We start from the raw sequence: 17,731 nt of genomic DNA on the forward strand, positions 1-17,731 counted from the left end.
AACCCTGGTCTTGCCGTGTGCGCAGGACAGCGCACACGAGCAAGCGGCGACCGAGCTTACATGGACGTACTTGCAGCGTCCCCCTCAACCGGACCCACCCCGCCAACCCACGGAAAGCCAGCTTTTGACGTTGACGTTGCTCCGGCTTGTAGCGGGTGCAGGGCTGCAAAGCCCTGCAACAAAACCCTCCTTGACCGTAGCCCGTCCGCCACGGAGAATTCCGCGATTAATTCTCATTTGCTGTTGCGCAGGATGCGGGCGGCAGCCTTCGGGGCCCCCTCCTTCGATGTTCAAGAACGTCCTGTTCCAACTGCACTGGCTGCTGGGCATCACCGCCGGCGCCGTACTGGCCGTGATGGGCCTCAGCGGCGCCGTGCTGTCCTTCGAGGATGAGCTGCTGCGAGCGGCCAACCCCGGCTTCGCCGAGATCGCTGAACACCATGCTGATGGCCAGCTTCCGCTCGAACTCAGCGAACTGGCACCGCTGCTGCAGGCCGGCGGTGATCGCCCCCTGCAGCGCCTGCGCGTGGATGCCACCGGCCAGCGACCGTCGGTGGCGCGCTTTGCTGGCGGCAAGGAACACTGGGTGTACTTCGACCCCTACAGCGGTGAGCGCTTCAGTGCCTTGCGTGGGCAGGCGTTCTTCGACTTCGTCGAGGACCTGCACCGCCACCTCGCCGCGGGCGAGCGCGGCAAGTGGATCACCGGCAGCTGTGCGATCGCGCTGCTGTTCTTCACCCTGTCCGGTCTTTACCTGCGCTGGCCGCGCCGCTGGTGGCACTGGCGCAGCTGGCTGGCGGTGGAATGGAAACGCAGCGGCCGTGGCTTCCTGTGGAGCCTGCACTCGGTGGTCGGCACCTGGATGCTGCTGATCTACCTGATGAGTGCGCTGACCGGCCTGTGGTGGTCCTTCGACTGGTATCGCAGTGCCGCCAATACGCTGCTGGGCGTCGCACCGGCCGCCAAGCACAAGGTCGCCACCGGCGCCGCCCTGAACCTGGAGCGCATCGAAGCCACGCTGTATGCCCTGCCCGGCGTGCACACCGGCTACATCGACCTGCGCCTGCCGGAGAAACCGGGGCAGGTACTGAATGTGCGCGTGATGGCCGGTGACCCGTCGCAGCGCGGTGGGCGGCATGACCGCGCGCACGATCTGCTGCAGCTGGATCCGGCCAGCGGGGCCATCCTCGATTCACGCCCCTACGCGCGCCAGGGCACCAGAGGACAGCTGGCCACCAGCGTGTTCGCATTGCACTCGGGCAGTTACTTCGGCATGCCCGGGCGGGTGGTGGTGATGCTCAGCAGCCTGGGCATGAGCCTGTTCTTCATCACTGGCTGGCTGCTGTACCTGGACCGGCGCCGCAGCCAGCGCGCTGCGCGCGGGCTGCGCAAGTCGCTACCAACAACACCTGCAGATGGCGATGGCACGCCGTGGCTGGTGGTGCATGCCAGCCAGAGCGGACTGGGCGAACAACTCGCATGGCGCGCTGCCGCGCAGCTGCAAGCATCCGGCCATGCAGTGCAGGTTCTGCCCCTGGCCCGCGTCGATGCCGCGCGGCTGGCACGCACCGCACAGGCATTGTTCGTGCTGAGCACCTTTGGTGATGGCGAACCTCCGGATGCGGCGCGGGGCGCTGCGCGACGGCTGCTGGCACAAGCGCCGGATCTGTCGGGCCTGCAGTTCGGCCTGCTCGCCCTGGGTGACCGCCAGTACCCGCATTACTGCGGCTTTGGCCGCCAATTCGATGGCTGGCTGCTGGGCAACGGGGCACGTGCGCTGTTCGAGCGCATCGATGTCGATGCCGCTGCGATACCGGCGCTGCGCCAGTGGCAGCAACATCTCGGCGCGCTGACCGGCATCGCCACCGATGACAGCGTGTTGCCGACCGCGACGCAGATGCACGAGTGGCGCCTGCTCGGCCGTGACCGCCTCAATCCAGGCAGCGTGGGCGGCGCCATCTGGCACATCCGTCTTGCGCCACCGGCCGATGTGCAGTGGCAGGCGGGCGACATCCTGCACATCGCGCCCCGCCACAACGCGCGGCACGCCGTTGCGGTGCTGAAGGCACATGGGCTGGATCCCCAGCAGCCGCTGCTGATTGACGGCCAGCCGCGCACGCTGTTGGCGCTGGCCAGCGAGCGCGAGCTGCCCGATGCCGATGCTGCGCTGGCGGTGCAGGATGCCTGCCTCTGGCTGGCAGGGCTGCCACTGCTGCCGGGGCGCGAGTACTCCATCGCATCCTGTACGGATGACGGTGCGGTCGAACTGGTGGTACGGCTGGTCCATGACGAAACCGGACGCACCGGCCTGGGTTCGGGCTGGCTGTCGCTGCATGCGCCTGTCGGTGCCAGCATCGTGGCCCGCGTGCACCGCAACCCCGGTTTCCATCGCGTTGGCGGTGCGCCAATGGTGCTGATCGGCAATGGCACCGGCATCGCGGGCCTGCGCAGCCTGCTGCGCGAAGCCGCGCATGCAGGTGAGCACGGGCACTGGCTGCTGTTCGGCGAACGCCAGCGCGCGCACGACTTCCTGTTCGCCGATGAGATCGAAGGGTGGCAGGGCGATGGCCATCTCGCGCGGGTGGACCTGGCGTTCTCGCGCGATGGTAAGGGCGGCTATGTGCAGGATCGCCTGCGTGCAGCAGCCGATGCCCTGCGCGACTGGATGCAGCGTGGTGCGGTCATCCACGTCTGCGGTTCGCTGCTGGGCATGGCCGAAGGTGTGGACCAGGTGCTGCGCGAAGCACTGGGTGATGAAGAAGTGGAAACGCTGCTGGAGACCGGGCGCTACCGTCGCGACGTGTATTGAGCCACAAGGGTAGTACCGGCCGCCGGCCGGCATGATCAGGGCGTGCCGGCCAGCGGCCGGCACTACCGGAGCACGATCAGGCCGCAGCGCGCGCCTGTGGCATCGACTGCAACTGGAACGCGCCCACCGCTTCGGCCAGCGCGTGTACCTGCGCCTGCATCTGCGCGGTGGAGGCACCAGCCTCTTCCACCAGGCTGGCGTTGCGCTGGGTGCTGGCTTCCATCTGCACGATGGTCTGCTTCACCTGCGCGATGCCGGCATGCTGGTCCTGCGATGCACTGCGGATACCGGCCAGCAGCTCGGCCAGCTGCTGCACGCTGCCAACGATCTCGCCCATCGTGATGCCCGCCTGCTCGGCCTGCTGGTTGCCCTGGCCAACACGCGCCACCGAATCCTCGATCAGTCCTTTGATCTGCTTGGCCGCTTCAGCACTGCGCTGGGCCAGCAGGCGCACTTCCGCAGCCACCACGGCGAAGCTGCGGCCCTGCTCACCTGCGCGCGCAGCTTCCACCGCGGCATTCAGCGCGAGGATGTTGGTCTGGAAAGCGATGCCATCGATCAGCTGGGTGATGTCGCCGATCCGCCGCGAGGCCTCGCTGATGCCATGCATGGTTGCGACCACCTGGCCGACGGCCTCGCCACCGCGCTGGGCCACCGCGGCCGCCCCCTGCACCAGGGCATCGGCGCGGCCCGCGGCATCGGCATTGCGGCCAACGGTGTCGGTCAACTCGTGCATCGACGCTGCCGTCTCTTCCAGGTTGGCCGCCTGCTGTTCGGTACGCTGCGAAAGATCATGGTGACCGGCAACGATCTCACCCACACCGGTGTCGAGGCTGGACGTCGCCTGCTGGATGCGGGTGACGATGCGGCCCAGTTGCGCGACCGTGGCGTTGGCATCGTCGCGCATGCGTGCGAACACGCCCTGCAGCTCACCTTCCATGCGCACGCTGAGGTCACCACGGGCCAGCGCCGCCAGAAGCGCCTGCAGATCGCCGAGGTTGGTCTCGAAGGTCGCCAGCAGGCGGTTGATGCTGGTCGACAACGTGCGCACGAAGCCCTGTTTTCCCTCCAGCGCGATGCGACCGTGCAGCTCGCCCTGTGCGGCGGCGTCGACCAGTGCTGCCACTTCGGTTTCCAGCAGCGTTTCCAGCGCGCGGCTGCGCCACTCCACCGCCACGCCAAGGAACTGAGCTTCGTCGATGATGGCATTGGCGATCAGCTGGTAGCGCACGCCGGCATGGCCGATCTCGCGCTCCTCGCGCTGGCGTACGCCGGCCAGGCTGGCCAACGCCGGATGCAGGCTTACCGCGTCGCTGCCCACCAGCGCTTCGTTCGTCAGTTCAAGCAGCTGCAGCAATGCCGGGTTGGCGTAGGCGACCTGCCCTTCCGCATCGATCACCATCAGGCCGGTCTGCGCGCTGTCCAATGCCTGGCGCACGCGGGTGTTGCCGCGCGCCACCGCGCGCTCGGTCTCGATGCGTGCGCGCAGGCGCTGCTGCATGTCGACCAGGCGCTGGGCCAGCTGGCCGATCTCGTCGTTGGCGTTGTAGACGCGCAGGGTGGTGTCGAGGCGGTCGTCGGCGATGTCGCTGGCGAAGCGCAGGGTGTCCTGGATCGGCCGGCGCACCGCACGCAGCACCAGCACCAGGCTGGTGATCAGCACGCCGGCCACCAGCAGCAGGGTCAGTGCGAACAGCACGCTCATGGTGCGCGCGCCGGCCTGCTGGCGTGCCTGCGCCTCGGCCAGTGCCGCCACCTGTGCCTGCTGGAATGCGGCCAACGCCGGCGCTACGCCCGCGGCGGTATCCAGCAGCGACTGCGCTTCAACATCCAGGCCGACGCGGGCAGCGGTATACCCCAGCAATGCGGCCTGATACGCCTCCATCCCGGTGCGCAGGGTGTCCTGCACATCCGCAGGCAGGCCCGCCAGTGCGAGGTCGAACGGCAGCTTCTCCTCGCTGGCGCGGTCGGCGTGGGTGGAATCACCGTCGAGCAGCAGCAGTGCCTCCTGCCTTCGCATCTTCTGCAGGGACAGCGCCAGCGCGGGCCGTTGCTGCACATCCACCTGCGCCTGCAGAGTGTCGGCGGCCTGCTGCAGCTGCGCAGCGAGGCCGGCATCACCACGGCCCATCTCGTCGACCCGTTCGAACAGGGCGGCCACACCCTGCGAGAACGCGTCGGCGGCTTCGGTCAGCGCCTGCAGAGCCTTGCGCCGGCCAGCATCCATCGGCATCGCGCGCAGCGCCTGCAGATCGGTCTGCAACGCCTTCTGCGTGGCCAACAGCTGCGCGCGGTCGGCATCATCGAAACTGCGTGCATACTGGGCCTGCAGGCGACGCGCTTCGGCCACCCGCGTGGACAGGCTGGCAGCCAGATCGCTGCCGCGCTGGTAGCTGGCCTGGCTGCGCGCAGCCAGTGCGTTGGCATGGCCAGTCCAGGCGTAGACAGCAGCGATCGCCACCAGGCCCAGGCCGCAGATCCACAGTGTGGCCTTGAGCTTGTTGGCCACGCTGAGCCGATGTGGCTGCAGCCAGCGCAGCAGGCCGGGGGACGCCGAGTGCATCGCAGCGAGGCGCGTGCGCAGGGACCGGAGGTGGGGGACGACGGCCGACATGACGGGCTCCAGGCGGAAAGACGCACCTGTATCGGCCGGACTCAAGGCAACTTTAGACCTTTCGTCGTCCGAGCCCAGCGATGACTGGCGGACGCGGACTTTCTACCGGGTGCAGGCGACGCTGGCGTGACACGACCACCACCCTTGACCTCAACCCCGGTTGGGGGAGCACAGTGGACGCCCTTCCCCCGTCCGGTGCCTCCATGACCACGCTCGATGTCCCCCGCTACCTGCAACGCCTGCAGCTGGATGCACCGCCACCGCTGACGCTGGCGGGCCTGACCCTGCTGCAGCAGCGCCACAACGCACTGCTGCCGTTCGAAACCCTCAGCTGCCTGCTGCGCGATGCAGTACCGATCGACCTGGACAGCGTGCAGCGCAAGCTGCTCGACGACCGTCGTGGCGGCTACTGCTTCGAACTCAATGGCGGCCTGCTGGCCCTGCTGCAGGCACTGGGCTTTGATGCGCAGCCGCTGAGTGCGCGCGTGCTGCTGGCAGCGCATGACGGCGAACTGACCGCGCGTACCCATCTGCTGCTGCGCGTGCATGTGGATGGGGACGACTGGCTGGTGGATGCCGGATTCGGCAGCCTGACCCCGACCGTACCGCTGCGGCTGCATGATCCGCAGCCGCAGGCCACGCCGCATGAGCGCTATCTGCTGCAGCGTCTGCCTGACGAGGGCGACTTCGTGCTGTCAGCCGAATCCAGCGACGGCTGGCGGGCGATGTACCGCTTCGATCTGCAGGCGCCTGCACCGATCGACAACGTGGTGGGCAACTGGTACGTATGCACCCACCCCGATTCCAGCTTCCCGGGCCAGCTACGCGTGTCGCTGACCGGACCGGACTGGCGCCGCACCATCGGCAGCGGCAACTACACCGAGCACCGCCCCGGGCAGGCGCCGGACAAGCGCCCGCTGCATGATGTGGGTGATGTGCGCGACGTACTGCAGCAGCGCTTCGGCATGCAGCTGCCGGACGACCCGCGACTGGACCCGGCCATCAATGACTGGCTGCAGCGCTCACGCGCCGCAACCTTGTAGCGCCGAGCCCATGCTCGGCTGAGCTTGGGCTGCTGGGTCAACAGCAGCCGAGCATGGGCTCGGCTCTACGCAACCGCGCGCGCCTGCAGCGTAATGCGGTTGCCTTCGCTGTCGCGGATCTCGGCCACACGCCAGTCGCCCGCATCGGCGGGTCCGAAGCGCAGCTCGGCGCCCGCTTGCAGTGCTCGCCCCAGGCTCGCATCCAGGTCATCGACGCCGATGTAGACGCGCGCCCCCTGTTCGGAAGGCCGGTAGTCCGCGCCGTGCACCAGCGCGATGCTGGCACCGGCGGCCTCATCGGAGAACGGCAGGTAGGCCATCCGGCAGCCGTGCAGCACGACAGGTTCGTCCACCGCGACCTGCAGCCACCGCTGGTAGAACGTGATGGCACGGTCCAGGTCACTGGCCGGGATTTCCACATGCAGGATCGGGTTCACTGGCACTCCTTGCTCGGTCCACTCAGATGATGCGCAGGGTAATCGCCTTCAGCACCGCACGGGTGCGATCGCGGGTGCCCAGCTTGTCGAGTATGGCGGACACGTAGTTCTTCACCGTGCCCTCGGCCAGGAACAGGCTGCGCGCGATCTCCTTGTTGCTGTAGCCACCGGCCAGCAAGCGCAGGATCGCCACCTCGCGTTCCCCGAAGGTATCGGTGGGCGGTGCTTCATCGTGGAAGCGGTAGCGGGCGCGTACCGGCTCGGTGCTGACCGGCAGCAGCAGGGTTTCGCCAGCGGCGACGCGCTCGATCGCCTCGCGCAGGTCTGCGGGTGCGGCGTCCTTGAGCAGGAAGCCCTGTGCGCCGGCCTCGCTGGCGCGCAGCAGCAGGTCACTTTCATCAAAGGTCGTCAGCAGCAGCCACGGCGTGGCATCGCCGCGCGCGCGCAGCTGGCGCACTGCCTCGATGCCGTCCATCCCGGGCATGCGGATGTCACTGAGCACAACATCCACGCGCTGGGTGGACAGCGCGTCCAGCAACGCCTGGCCCTCCGCGGCCTCCAGCGCCACGTCCACGCCCAACCCCTGCAACAACGCACGCAGCCCGGCGCGGACCAGCGCCTGGTCGTCGGCCAGGGCAACACGGATCGCGCTGCCGTTCATGCCGGCACCCAGGCGGTCAGGTGCATGCCGCCCTGTGCGGTGCGGGCCAGTTCCAACTGGCCACGCACTGCGGCCAGGCGCTCACGCATGCCGGCGATGCCGTTGCCCTCGCGGATACGTTCGGCGCGCTGGCCGTCGTCACGGATGTCGATACGCAACCGGGAATCCTCCTCGTTGATCGTCAGCCATACGGTGTCTGCGTTGCCATGCCGGGCGGCATTGGTCAGCGCTTCCTGTACCAGGCGCAGCACGGTCTCGGCCATCAGCGGGTCAACCACGCGCACGCACTCGCCGATCTGCAGCTGCAGCTTCGGGCGCGGGAACGGCGCGGCCAGCGCGTGCAATGCGGTGGCCAGATCGAGGCCGCGATCATCGCGCATCGATTGCACCACCTGGCGGATGTCGGTCAGCAACTCGCCGGACAGCTGCTCGGCCAGCACCAATCCTTCGCGCCTGGCCAACACAGGGTCGGCCGCAAGGGCACGCAGGTTCAAGCGCATCGCGGTGAGCTTGTGCCCGGCCACATCGTGCAGTTCGCGCGCCAGGCGCAGGCGCTCGGCATCGCGTGCGCTGTCGGCCAGCAGCGCGCGGGTGGCCAGCAGGTCGGCGTTGACGCGGGCCAGGTCATCGCGGGCCAGCGCCGTGCTGCGGGCATAGTGTGCGGTCAGTGCGGCAAAGGCCTGGAAGCCGCCATAGAGCAGCACCACCAGCAGCGGCTGGCTGAAGCCGCTGTAGCGCAGCACGAGATACATGGCGAGGTTGGCCAGCAGTGCAACAGCCAGCACGAAGCGCGGTGGCCAATGCTCGGCCAGCTGCGCCACCAGCACCACCAGCAGTACCGGTGCGGTGCCGGTACGCGGCTGCAGCGCAACCAGCACGACCGCCAGCAACGCCTGCAACACCGCCGCGACAGCGCGCACGCGGGATGGCACCGACGACCAGCCGTGCACCACGAACAGCAGCAGGAACACGGCAAGCAGCAGCAGGCTCAGCCCGGCACCGTTGCGCTGCACCGCGAATGACAGGCCCACCACCAGCACGGTGGCCAGGCCGGCGAGGCTGAGGGGACGCAACAGATGGCGGAACAGGCTGGGCATGGCCAGATGCTGACCGCCGCGCACGCCGGCGGCAATGGGTCCGGCGCAGAAAGTGACTTCTGGCACGTCGAATCGATGACCACTGGCCCTGAACCCGGTGCAGCGCCGCACGCAGACTGGCGCCACACCGCCACACACACTTCCGGAGCCACTGCCATGATCCGCACCGCCCTGCTCAGCATCGCCCTGACTGCCCTGGCCCTAGCCGGCAGTGCCCACGCCGCCGACCTGGCCGTGACCGTGCACGACGTCCGCGTGCAGACCGGCACCCTGCGCGTTGCGCTGGTCGACAGCGCCGCCGCCTGGGACGGCAAGGCCAGGCCCGTGCAGGCCCAGCAGGCGGCGCCCAGCGGCGACAGCGCCCACTTCACGTTCAAGGGCGTTCCGGCCGGCAACTATGCCGTGCTGCTCACCCACGACGAGAACGACAACGGCAAGCTCGACACCAACCTGGTCGGCATGCCGGTGGAGGGCTACGGCTTCAGCAACAATCCGCAGGTGATGCGCAAGCCGACCTTCGACGAGGCGCGCGTCGACGTACCGGCCGCCGGCACCGCCATCGACATCACCCTGCGCTGATTCCTGCATCCAGACCCGAGGCCACCATGGACCGTCGCCGCTTCCTTCGTACCCTGCTCAGCAGCAGTGCCTGTCTGGCCCTGGGCACCACCGCGCTGCGCAGCGCTCCCGCCTTCGCCGGCGACCCGGCGCGGTTCGCGCAGGGCATGCAGGAACATCCTTGGCTGCTCGGCTGGCGTAGCGTCGGCAGCGAAAGCCTCGGTCCGGCCACCGTGCAGTTGCAGGGAAAGCTGCCGTCAGGCCTGGCCGGCACGCTGTACCGCAACGGTCCGGCGTGGACCGAGCGCGATGGCTTCCGCTACGACCACTGGTTCGACGGCGACGGCATGGTGCATGGCTGGCGCTTCAATGGTGATGGCAGCCTGACCCATCACGGGCGCATGGTTGCCACGCCGAAATTCACCCGTGAACAGAAGGCCGGCCGCTTCCAGTATCCGGCCGCCGGCACCAGCATTCCCGGTGCGCTGGCGGTACGCAACAACGATGATGCCAACGTGGCCAACACCTCGGTGACGATGATCAATGGCCGCCTGTTCGCCCTGTGCGAATCCGGTTCGGCGTTCGAAGTGGACCCGGATTCACTGCAGACGCTTGGCCCCGTCACCTGGCGTCCGGACCTGGCGGCGCTGCCGTTCTCGGCGCACCCGCTGACCGACCGCGACGGCAGCCTCTGGAACTTGGGCTCGATCAGCCTGATGGGGGGCCATGGCCTGCTGGTCTGGCACATCGGTGCGGACGGCCAGCTGCGCAGCGCCAATGTGATCGAAACACCCGAGCATGGCTACCTGCATGCCTTCGCGATGACCGACCAGCACCTGGTGTTCGCGATGATGCCGTTCGATTTCACCGGCGCAGGTGGCAGCTTCTTCGAGCGCATGCAGTTCGCACCGCAGCGTCCGGTGCGCATCGCGGTGGTCGCCAAGGATGCGCCGGACAAGGCGCAATGGTTCGAGGCCCCGTTCGCGGCGATCTACCACTTCGGCGACGCGTTCACCCGCGATGGCGGCATCGTGCTGCGCGCAGTGCGCCACGACGACATCAATGAGGCGCGCTCGCCGATGAAGGAAGCGATGGCCGGTGATGGCGCACACGCGGCCAACAGTGGCGCCAGCCTGGTCGAGCTGCATCTGGACCTGCGTCGTGGACGGGCCCGCTGGCAGACGTTGGGCATCAGCGCCGTGGAGTTCCCGTTGTTCGACCCGCGCTCGGCGAACACACGTGGCGCACGGCTGTATGCGCCGACCATCGACGGCACGGCCACTGCGCCGTACTTCAACGCGGTGGCCGCGTTCGAGATCGAGCACGGGCGCCGCCAGCTCTGGAACTACGGGGCGGACATCATGGCCGAAGAGCATGTGTTCGTACCGCGCCCGGGCAGCCGCAACGCCGATGACGGCTGGCTGATCGGCACCCTGCTCGATCCGGTGAACCAGCGCAGCGGTCTGGCCGTGCTGGATGCGCGCCATGTGGATGACGGTCCGCTGACCCAGGCGTGGCTACCGTATGCGGTGCCACTGGGCTTCCACGGCACCTTCGCCGCGCGCGGCTGAGTCCACGCCACGCGGACACCGTTGTTGGCATGCTGGGTCTCCCTGCCCCGTGGAGTCCTGCATGTCCCTGGCCGACCACCGACGTACGCTGGCACCGCACGGTTTCCTGCGCGTGGCGATCAACCTGGGCAACCCGGTGCTGGCACAGGGCGATGCGCGCTCACCGCGCGGCCCCTCGCTGGAACTGGCTACCGCGTTGGCGCAACGGATGGGGGTGCAGGCACGCTTCACCTGCCACGATGCCGCAGCCTCGGTGGTCGCCGCAGCGGGCGAAGACGGCTGGGATCTGGCCTTCCTGGCGATCGATCCGGCGCGTGCCGACCGCATCGCCTTCAGCGCTCCGTATGTGGAGATCGAAGGCACTTACCTGGTGCGCGAAGACAGCCCGGCGCAGCAAGTGGCCGACCTCGACCGCGACGGACTGCGCATCGCGGTGGGGCGTGGCGCGGCCTATGACCTGTTCCTGAGCCGGGAACTGCGCCATGCCACGATCGAGCGGGCGGACACCTCGGCAGCGGCCATCGCCCTGTTCGACCAGCACCGCCTGGATGCCGCCGCCGGTGTACGCCAGCCGCTGGCGGCCTGGGCGAAGGCACATCCCGGCCATCGGGTGTTGGCCGATCGCTTCACCGCGATCCAGCAGGCAGTGGCGGCACCGGCCTCACGCCCCGCCGATGCACTGCGGGCGCTGTTTGAGGAAGTGGAAGCGATCAAGGCGGGCCCGTTGCTGGAGGAAGCGTTCGCGCGTGCCGGGCAGGCGGTCACCCTTGTGCAGTGACTGTAGAGTCGAGATCGAGCACCGCGCGGCGTTACAGATGCGCGTCCGCCATGTGCTGCACATGCTCGGCGGCCTGCGCATGCAGCCAGTCGCGGAACGCGAGGAAGCCGCGATGGCTGGCCGAGCGCTGCGGGTACACCAGCCAATGCGGCCACGCCGTCTTCAGGCGCTGGCTGGACAGCGCGACCAGCTGGCCGGATTCCAGCAGCAGGCGTGCCCGGGTCACCCGGCCAAGGGCCACGCCTACGCCATCCAGTGCGGCGCGATGGTGCGCCTCCGAATCATCCAGCACCGCCACGAAGCGCGATGGCGGGCTCTGCCCGCTCAACGCGAACCAGGCGCCCCACGCGCCGTCTGGATCACCGAGCAGCGGCCACTGGGTCAGCGGTACACGGTCGATGCCCCCCATGCGCTCGATCAGCGCGGGGCTCGCCATCGGCACCAGCCACTCGTCGAACAGCGGTTCCACCACCAGGCCCGGCCATTGCCCGCTGCCCAGCCGCAGCGCGGCGTCGAACTGGCGCTGCCGCTCGAAATCAATCAGGCGCTCACTCGACTGCAGGTTGATCTCGATCTGCGGATGCTCAGCCACGAAGTGACCCAGGCGCGGCACCAGCCAGGCCGATGCCATCGATGGCACCGCACTGATCGTCAGCACGTGCTCGGCACGCGCGGCATAGGGCTGGAAGGCTTCGTTTATCGCATCCAGATGCGGCCCCACCTGCTCGAGCAGGCGCTGCCCCTCAAGGGTAAGGGTGATACCACGCGGCTGGCGGATCAGCAGCGGCTGCCCGAGCCGTTCTTCCAGCTGCCGCATCTGGTGGCTGAGCGCGCTGACGGTCAGGTTCATCGACGCCGCCGCGCGCGACAGGTTGCCAAGCCGGGCGGCAGCCACGAAGCCCTGGAGGGCATGGAGCGGAGGGCGGGACATAAGGCTTGAAATTCTCTCAAGTCATGCTTGCGGAAATGTCGCTTTTTGCCCGTCCATGCTGCCCGTATCGTGCAATCCACTCAAGTGGAGGCACGCTCATGAACATCTTCGGCGGCTTGTTGTTCCTGCAGGGCCACGTGGCCAGCGCCGAGCTGGCACGCCAGCTGGCCAGCCCGTCCACACCTGCCCCGCAGTGCGCGCGGCAACCGGCCGCGCCGGTTCAGCCGCCGCGAACCCGTTGAAGGCTCCTCAACCTGCATACCAGCGTTGGACGTGTTCAGGCAGCCACGGGATCGGATCGATGTCCAATGCCCGACAACCGTCGAGGGTGTCACGCAGCGCGCCCTCGCCGGGGCCACCGGGGATCCGCAGGCCTTCCTCTTCGGGAAGCTGCACCGCCGCCCAGTCGTGCAACCGGTCCATGCGCAGGCGAAGCGCGGCTCGCAGCCACCCCTTCAGTGGATAGCAGCGATAGCCCTGTTCGCCCAGGCCGGCAACCGCAAGCGACAAAGCGTGGTTGGCACCACGTACCCATTCGGTGCGGCCTCCGGCCTTGTCCTGGACCGTCATCGGCGCCGGCGCGCGGTGCGCCTTGAACGGCGAACGCAGCTGCAGCTCCAGATCCCGCGCGTCGCGCTCGCTTTCCGCTTCCACCAGTGCACCGGCGTCGAGGTCGAAGAACTCGAACCAACGCCGGTGCAATGCGCTGATGCGTCCGAGCGGATCACGTGAGAAACCGATCTTCGCGTAGTCTTCCCACGCACAGGGGAAGACGTAGGCGAAGACACGACCGTCGATGCGGATATCCGACTGCATGTGCGCAGGCTGCCTCGACAACAGCCCGGGTGCAACCGGGCGTTACCGTGGACGCTGCAGCGCCTCCTGCACCGCCGCAGCCACGTCGGTGTTGTCGATGTAACTGCCGTCGTTCCAGCGAACGTGCTGACGGTAGCCGGCATCAACGCCGCGCACGCGCTTGCCCAGCAGTTCCGACCCCGCGCCCTTGGCCCACAATGGCACCAATGCATTGGAATGGTTGCCGGTGGGACGGAAACTGATCCCGGGCATGCGGCCGCGACCGTTGTTGCGTACCGGCGCGAAAGCGACGTCCTGTGCATCCGGGCCCATCGGCATGCTGTTGTCGTGGTCGGTGGTGACGATCAACAGGTTGCGCTCCCAGCCACCGTTGCGCTCGATCCAGTCGACCACCGCCTCCACCGCGTCATTGAACTCCACGGTCTCTTCGATCAGCCGGCCATGCTGCGGCTGATCGCTGCACTGGCCGTAATGCCATTCGGTGCCGCACGCACTGGTATGTGCGGCCCAGTCGGTGGCGCCGCCTTCCACCATCAGGAACAGCCCCTTGGACGAGCGCTGCTGCAGGAACTGCAGTGCGCCACGCGTCATGGTCGCCAGATCGGGCACGCTGTCGATCTTCCTCACTCCCGAAGGCGTGCCTGCATCCTTGCCCAGCACCTGCAGCTGGCGCGCCTGCTGCAGCGTGTTGGCCACGCGCGGTACACCGATCAGCGGCCGGTCGGCCGGCAACCGTCCCTGCGCCAGTGCGGCGAACGCTTCCTTGCTGCGGATCAGGCGCCACGGTCCCGCCGGATTGCCGCCGATGGTGCTGCCCGCTTCCAGCTGCTGCCAATCCTGCTGCGACACCCACTCCCATGGATTCGCACAGCCCTCCGCCTTCGCCGCGTCCGTACCTTCATGGCAGGCGCGGCCGTCGACGCTGTAGCCCGGGCCGCCCGTGCCCATCACCAGGTCCATGTGGCCCTGCGCCAGCATCTGATGTGCGATGGCGTGATAGTTGCTGCGCGATTCGTTCTGCGCCGCGAACGCGGCCGGCGTGGCATGCGCGAACGGCACCGAGGTGACCACGCCGGTGGCCATGCCCAGGCGCTTGGCGCGCAGCGTATTGAACTCGACCGGCTGGCCATCGTTGTTGAAGTTGATGGCGTTGTTGTAGGTCTTGATCCCCGAGGACAGCGCAGTGCCCGCCGCCGCACTGTCGGTAGCCACCGCGGCCAGGTACTGGTAGCCCGCAAAGGGCAGGTCCTGCGCAGGAACCGGCGCGTCATCCCAGGCCTTGCCCGGGTCGTAGCCAAGCGTCTGCGCGTTGTCACCGGTCGGCTGGCTGCTCGCGTTCAACGGAAAGGTGGTCACCGCCAGGCGCAGTGGGAAATCCGCATAGGGTGCGCCTTCACGGCTGCCGTACTGCCAGTAGGCGGCGGCGTCCCAGGTACCCCAGCCGGCACCGTCGTTGATCATCACGATCACATTGAGCGGACCGGCTTCGGTGCTGGAAACAGCCTCGGCGCGCACGTTGGGCTGGCAACCGCCAAGTGCGGCCAGCGCGAGCAGCAACGAAGAATGAAGCCAGCGGCGTGGAATGCGTGCAGTCATCGGATGTCCCGTCGGGCCATCGGCGGCCCACAATGACGATACGTTATATCGTTTCAATATTTCAGCTTCGTGCAGTCGCCGCACACTATCCTCCTGGGTTCCCACTGCCATCGTTGCTTCCATGCCGTCTCCTGCTCCTGCGCGTGCACCGCTGTCGTCCATCACCCTCGATGCGGCAACTTTCGCGGTGATTCACCAGCACAACGCGGATATCGCCAGGCAGCCGGCCTCGCTGACCAAGCTGATGACCGCCTACGCGGCTTACGAATGTGTCGAGGAGCGCGGGCGCTCGTGGGGCGACGAAGTCACCATCGCCGCCGACGACGTGCATGCGGTCGCCGACGATGAAACGCGCATGGGCCTGGTGCCCGGCGAAACGGTCACGCTCGCGCGCCTGCTGGAAGGGTTGATGATCGTCTCCGGCAATGACGCGGCGCTGGCCATCGCGCGCCACCTGGACGGATCGCAGCCTGCGTTCCTGGAGCGCATGAACCGGCACGCACGCCAGCTCGACCTGCGCAGCAGCTGGTTCGCCAGCGTCTCCGGCATCACCACGCCGCGCCATGCATCCAGCGCGCGCGACATGGCAGTGCTGGCCGCCTGCCTGCTGAATGACCATCCGCAGATACTGGCAATCACCGCGCAGCGCGCGTTCGTGCATGGCAGCTTCAGCCGCAACAACCAGAATGCGCTGCTTGGCGATGACGGCGTGGATGGATTGAAGACCGGCTACACCCAGGCAGCAGGCTTCTGCCTGGCCGCCACCGCATGCCGGGCAGTGCCCGGGCGGGATCAGCCGGTACGCCTGATCACCGTGGTGCTGGGTTCTGAAAGCCGCGACGCGCGCGATGCCCTAGTGCGCGATCAGCTGGCGGCAGGATTCGCCACGCTGGCCAGCAGCACTGCCGGGGCCTGACGCCCGAAGCCGCTCAGCGCCGCTTGACCGTCGCCACGATCAGCCGCTGCAGCTCGGCCTCGGCGTTGGTCTTGTCCAGCGCGCCTGCCGCCACGGCTTCAGACAGGGCTTCAGCCGCACCGAGAATCGCCCAGCGCCCAGCAAGTGGCACCGTGCCACCGGCGGCAAACGGACCCAGCCATACGTCGCAGTTGTCGATGAAGTCCTGCTGGTAACGCCGCCGCACCTCGTGCAGTTCCGGCGCTCCCACCAGCGCGGCGAGGATGCCCTGCACTTCACTGCCCTGGCTGAGGATGCAGTCGATGTAGCCGGAGGCGATGGCCGCCGCACGGTCGGCCAGCTGCGCGCGGGCGCGGCCGATACGCTCGTGGAATACCACCGTCTGGCGCCCGTCATAGTCATCGTAGAGCGCGGCCAGCAGGCCGTTGCGGGTCACGAAGTGATCGTAGGCCACCGGCTTGGTCACGCCCGCCGCCTCGGCCAGCCGACCCAGCGTCAACGCGTCGGTGCCTTCTTCGCCAACCAGCGCCCAGGCCACGTCCAGCAACTGCCGGGCGCGTTGCTCGCGGGTCAATCGGCGGCGCGTGGGAGCGGCGTTGGCAGGCATCGGCGGAACACGGCGATCAGCGCATCGGGGTGCCTATTTTACGACCGATCGCCAGCGCGGTCTGCAGATGCGTTCCGGCCGCACCGGTATCGGCATCCAGCAGCAGGTCGGACGTCAGCACGCGCGCGCCGCAGTAGTCGAAGATGCCCATGTCGATCTGCGTCTTCATCGCCGCATCGTAGCCACGACGTTCAACCATCGCTGCATCGGCGCCGCCCAGCCCCACCAGATGCACGTTCAGGCGCTGCAGCTTCTTCACCAGCTTGCCCTGCGCATCCTGTGCGTAGGCCCATTCGTTGGTGAAGACCCGGTCGATCCAGCCCTTCAGCAGTGCCGGGAACGACCACCAGTACAACGGGAACACCAGCACCAGCGTATCGGTCGCCTCCAGCCGTGCGTGCTCGGCGGCGATGTCGGCCGGTACGGCGCCAGTGCTGCGGAACAAAGCCTGGTCCTGAGCGTTGAAGCGTGGATCGAAGCCTTCGGCCATCAGATCGGCGTAGGCCACAGTGTTGCCGGCGTCGGCCGCAGTGATGGCATCGCCGATGCGATGCGCCATCGCATGGGTCAGCGAACCGGGTTCAGGGTGGGCGATGACAATGAGGCTGTGCATGGGGGTCTCCAGGAATCAATACCTACCAATAGTAAGTAGTGATTTCCAGGATACCAGCGCCATCGATGGGACGCTGTTTTCGCATCCACCGTATAGTGCGGCGGTGCCCCGTGAGACACCCGAACATGGATCGACGCCTGCCCTTGACGATGCTGATGCTGATGCTGATGCTGCTGTCGCTGTTGCTGTTGCTGCCATCCGCCTTCGCAGGTGAACTCAGTCCCAGTGATGCGAAGGCTCTGCGCGAAGATGTGCGCGCCATGATGGCTGTATACGCCCGCGGCGATGCGGACTTCCTCATCGAACGCACCCATCCCAGCCTCAAGCGACTGGCCGGCGGCGATGACGCCTTCCAGGCGATCACCCGTGATGCGTTGAAGAAGCAGCACAACGACGGTGTAGTGATCATCAGCGAAGATGTAGGTGTGCCGACCCGGACCTATGCTGCCGGAGAGGAAGAAGTCTGCTTCGTGCCACGCCAATCCCTGATACGGGTGCGTGAAACCCCAATGCGCAGCACCACGTTCATGGTGGCCGTGCGCCGCGTTGGTGGTTCCGGCTGGACGTATCTGGATGGCACCGGGCTGCAGGGCAATCCAAACCTGCTTCGCCAACTGCTGCCAGCGCTGGAACCCGACGTGACCTTACCCAAGCGGGAGATCGAGGCGCTGTAGTCGCCGGCCC

17 protein-coding genes are annotated in these 17,731 nt (G+C 67.7%); 8 read left to right on the forward strand and 9 right to left on the reverse strand.

Annotated elements, in window-relative coordinates; all coding sequences use genetic code 11:
• Nucleotides 1-286: 286 nt before the first annotated feature.
• Nucleotides 287-2,809: a sulfite reductase flavoprotein subunit alpha gene (locus N5C25_RS10915; RefSeq protein ID WP_058978790.1), complete on the forward strand. Its 2,523-nt coding sequence runs from the start codon at nucleotides 287-289 to the stop codon at nucleotides 2,807-2,809.
• Nucleotides 2,810-2,885: 76 nt separating this feature from the next.
• Here the strand turns inward: N5C25_RS10915 and N5C25_RS10920 are convergent, their stop codons facing one another.
• Nucleotides 2,886-5,423: a methyl-accepting chemotaxis protein gene (locus N5C25_RS10920; protein ID WP_058978792.1), complete on the reverse strand. Its 2,538-nt coding sequence runs from the start codon at nucleotides 5,421-5,423 to the stop codon at nucleotides 2,886-2,888.
• A 203-nt stretch (nucleotides 5,424-5,626) separates the two neighbouring features.
• Between N5C25_RS10920 and N5C25_RS10925 the strand changes: the two genes are divergently transcribed.
• A complete protein-coding gene (locus N5C25_RS10925) occupies nucleotides 5,627-6,466 on the forward strand; it encodes an arylamine N-acetyltransferase (RefSeq protein WP_279936932.1) in 840 nt (279 codons plus the stop codon).
• Nucleotides 6,467-6,531: 65 nt separating this feature from the next.
• Here N5C25_RS10925 and N5C25_RS10930 read toward each other — a convergent pair whose 3' ends face one another.
• The 3 genes from N5C25_RS10930 to N5C25_RS10940 are packed head-to-tail and all read right to left on the reverse strand — an operon-like array spanning nucleotide 6,532 to nucleotide 8,661.
• Entirely contained in the window at nucleotides 6,532-6,903 is a 372-nt protein-coding gene (locus N5C25_RS10930) for a VOC family protein (protein ID WP_058978795.1), read from the reverse strand.
• A gap of 22 nt (nucleotides 6,904-6,925) precedes the next feature.
• Complete coding sequence (locus tag N5C25_RS10935; protein WP_058978796.1) at nucleotides 6,926-7,564, reverse strand: response regulator transcription factor; 639 nt, start codon at nucleotides 7,562-7,564, stop codon at nucleotides 6,926-6,928.
• On the reverse strand, nucleotides 7,561-8,661 hold the full coding sequence (locus N5C25_RS10940; RefSeq protein WP_058978797.1) for a histidine kinase: 1,101 nt from the start codon (nucleotides 8,659-8,661) through the stop codon (nucleotides 7,561-7,563). The genes N5C25_RS10935 and N5C25_RS10940 overlap by 4 nt, the downstream gene beginning before the upstream one ends.
• 156 nt (nucleotides 8,662-8,817) lie before the next feature.
• On the opposite strand from N5C25_RS10940, the gene N5C25_RS10945 reads away from it, so the two are divergent.
• From N5C25_RS10945 to N5C25_RS10955, 3 genes are all read left to right on the forward strand, one after another.
• On the forward strand, nucleotides 8,818-9,240 hold the full coding sequence (locus tag N5C25_RS10945; protein ID WP_058979291.1) for a DUF2141 domain-containing protein: 423 nt from the start codon (nucleotides 8,818-8,820) through the stop codon (nucleotides 9,238-9,240).
• 26 nt (nucleotides 9,241-9,266) lie between these two features.
• On the forward strand, nucleotides 9,267-10,790 hold the full coding sequence (locus N5C25_RS10950; RefSeq protein ID WP_279936933.1) for a carotenoid oxygenase family protein: 1,524 nt from the start codon (nucleotides 9,267-9,269) through the stop codon (nucleotides 10,788-10,790).
• A gap of 61 nt (nucleotides 10,791-10,851) precedes the next feature.
• Nucleotides 10,852-11,568 carry an ABC transporter substrate-binding protein gene (locus N5C25_RS10955; RefSeq protein WP_005411240.1) on the forward strand — a complete coding sequence of 239 codons (717 nt, stop codon included), beginning with the start codon at nucleotides 10,852-10,854 and terminating at the stop codon, nucleotides 11,566-11,568.
• 31 nt (nucleotides 11,569-11,599) lie between these two features.
• Here N5C25_RS10955 and N5C25_RS10960 read toward each other — a convergent pair whose 3' ends face one another.
• A complete protein-coding gene (locus N5C25_RS10960) occupies nucleotides 11,600-12,499 on the reverse strand; it encodes a LysR substrate-binding domain-containing protein (RefSeq protein WP_005411241.1) in 900 nt (299 codons plus the stop codon).
• Nucleotides 12,500-12,597: 98 nt separating this feature from the next.
• Here N5C25_RS10960 and N5C25_RS10965 point away from each other — a divergent pair, with 98 nt between their 5' ends.
• Complete coding sequence (locus tag N5C25_RS10965; RefSeq protein WP_172958424.1) at nucleotides 12,598-12,741, forward strand: hypothetical protein; 144 nt, start codon at nucleotides 12,598-12,600, stop codon at nucleotides 12,739-12,741.
• Nucleotides 12,742-12,748: 7 nt separating this feature from the next.
• Here N5C25_RS10965 and N5C25_RS10970 read toward each other — a convergent pair whose 3' ends face one another.
• Together N5C25_RS10970 and N5C25_RS10975 are read right to left on the reverse strand one after the other, a co-directional pair.
• Nucleotides 12,749-13,315: a GIY-YIG nuclease family protein gene (locus N5C25_RS10970; RefSeq protein ID WP_033834050.1), complete on the reverse strand. Its 567-nt coding sequence runs from the start codon at nucleotides 13,313-13,315 to the stop codon at nucleotides 12,749-12,751.
• Between the two features lie 42 nt (nucleotides 13,316-13,357).
• Complete coding sequence (locus N5C25_RS10975; RefSeq protein WP_251101991.1) at nucleotides 13,358-14,911, reverse strand: alkaline phosphatase; 1,554 nt, start codon at nucleotides 14,909-14,911, stop codon at nucleotides 13,358-13,360.
• A gap of 121 nt (nucleotides 14,912-15,032) precedes the next feature.
• Here N5C25_RS10975 and N5C25_RS10980 point away from each other — a divergent pair, with 121 nt between their 5' ends.
• Nucleotides 15,033-15,827, forward strand: coding sequence for a D-alanyl-D-alanine carboxypeptidase family protein (locus tag N5C25_RS10980; protein ID WP_251101990.1), 795 nt, complete (start codon nucleotides 15,033-15,035; stop codon nucleotides 15,825-15,827).
• A gap of 13 nt (nucleotides 15,828-15,840) precedes the next feature.
• On the opposite strand, the gene N5C25_RS10985 is transcribed toward N5C25_RS10980, so the two are convergent.
• Together N5C25_RS10985 and N5C25_RS10990 are read right to left on the reverse strand one after the other, a co-directional pair.
• Nucleotides 15,841-16,434, reverse strand: a complete 594-nt coding sequence (locus tag N5C25_RS10985) for a TetR/AcrR family transcriptional regulator (RefSeq protein ID WP_049448495.1) — start codon at nucleotides 16,432-16,434, stop codon at nucleotides 15,841-15,843.
• 16 nt (nucleotides 16,435-16,450) lie between these two features.
• Complete coding sequence (locus N5C25_RS10990; RefSeq protein ID WP_058978808.1) at nucleotides 16,451-17,047, reverse strand: NAD(P)H-dependent oxidoreductase; 597 nt, start codon at nucleotides 17,045-17,047, stop codon at nucleotides 16,451-16,453.
• A 125-nt stretch (nucleotides 17,048-17,172) separates the two neighbouring features.
• Between N5C25_RS10990 and N5C25_RS10995 the strand changes: the two genes are divergently transcribed.
• The gene (locus N5C25_RS10995; protein WP_279936934.1) at nucleotides 17,173-17,721 is read left to right on the forward strand and encodes a hypothetical protein; all 549 of its coding nucleotides are present in this window, start codon (nucleotides 17,173-17,175) and stop codon (nucleotides 17,719-17,721) included.
• The last annotated feature ends 10 nt before the right edge of the window (nucleotides 17,722-17,731 follow it).

The organism is Stenotrophomonas sp. GD03958 (assembly GCF_029839005.1).
Lineage (GTDB): Bacteria > Pseudomonadota > Gammaproteobacteria > Xanthomonadales > Xanthomonadaceae > Stenotrophomonas > Stenotrophomonas hibiscicola.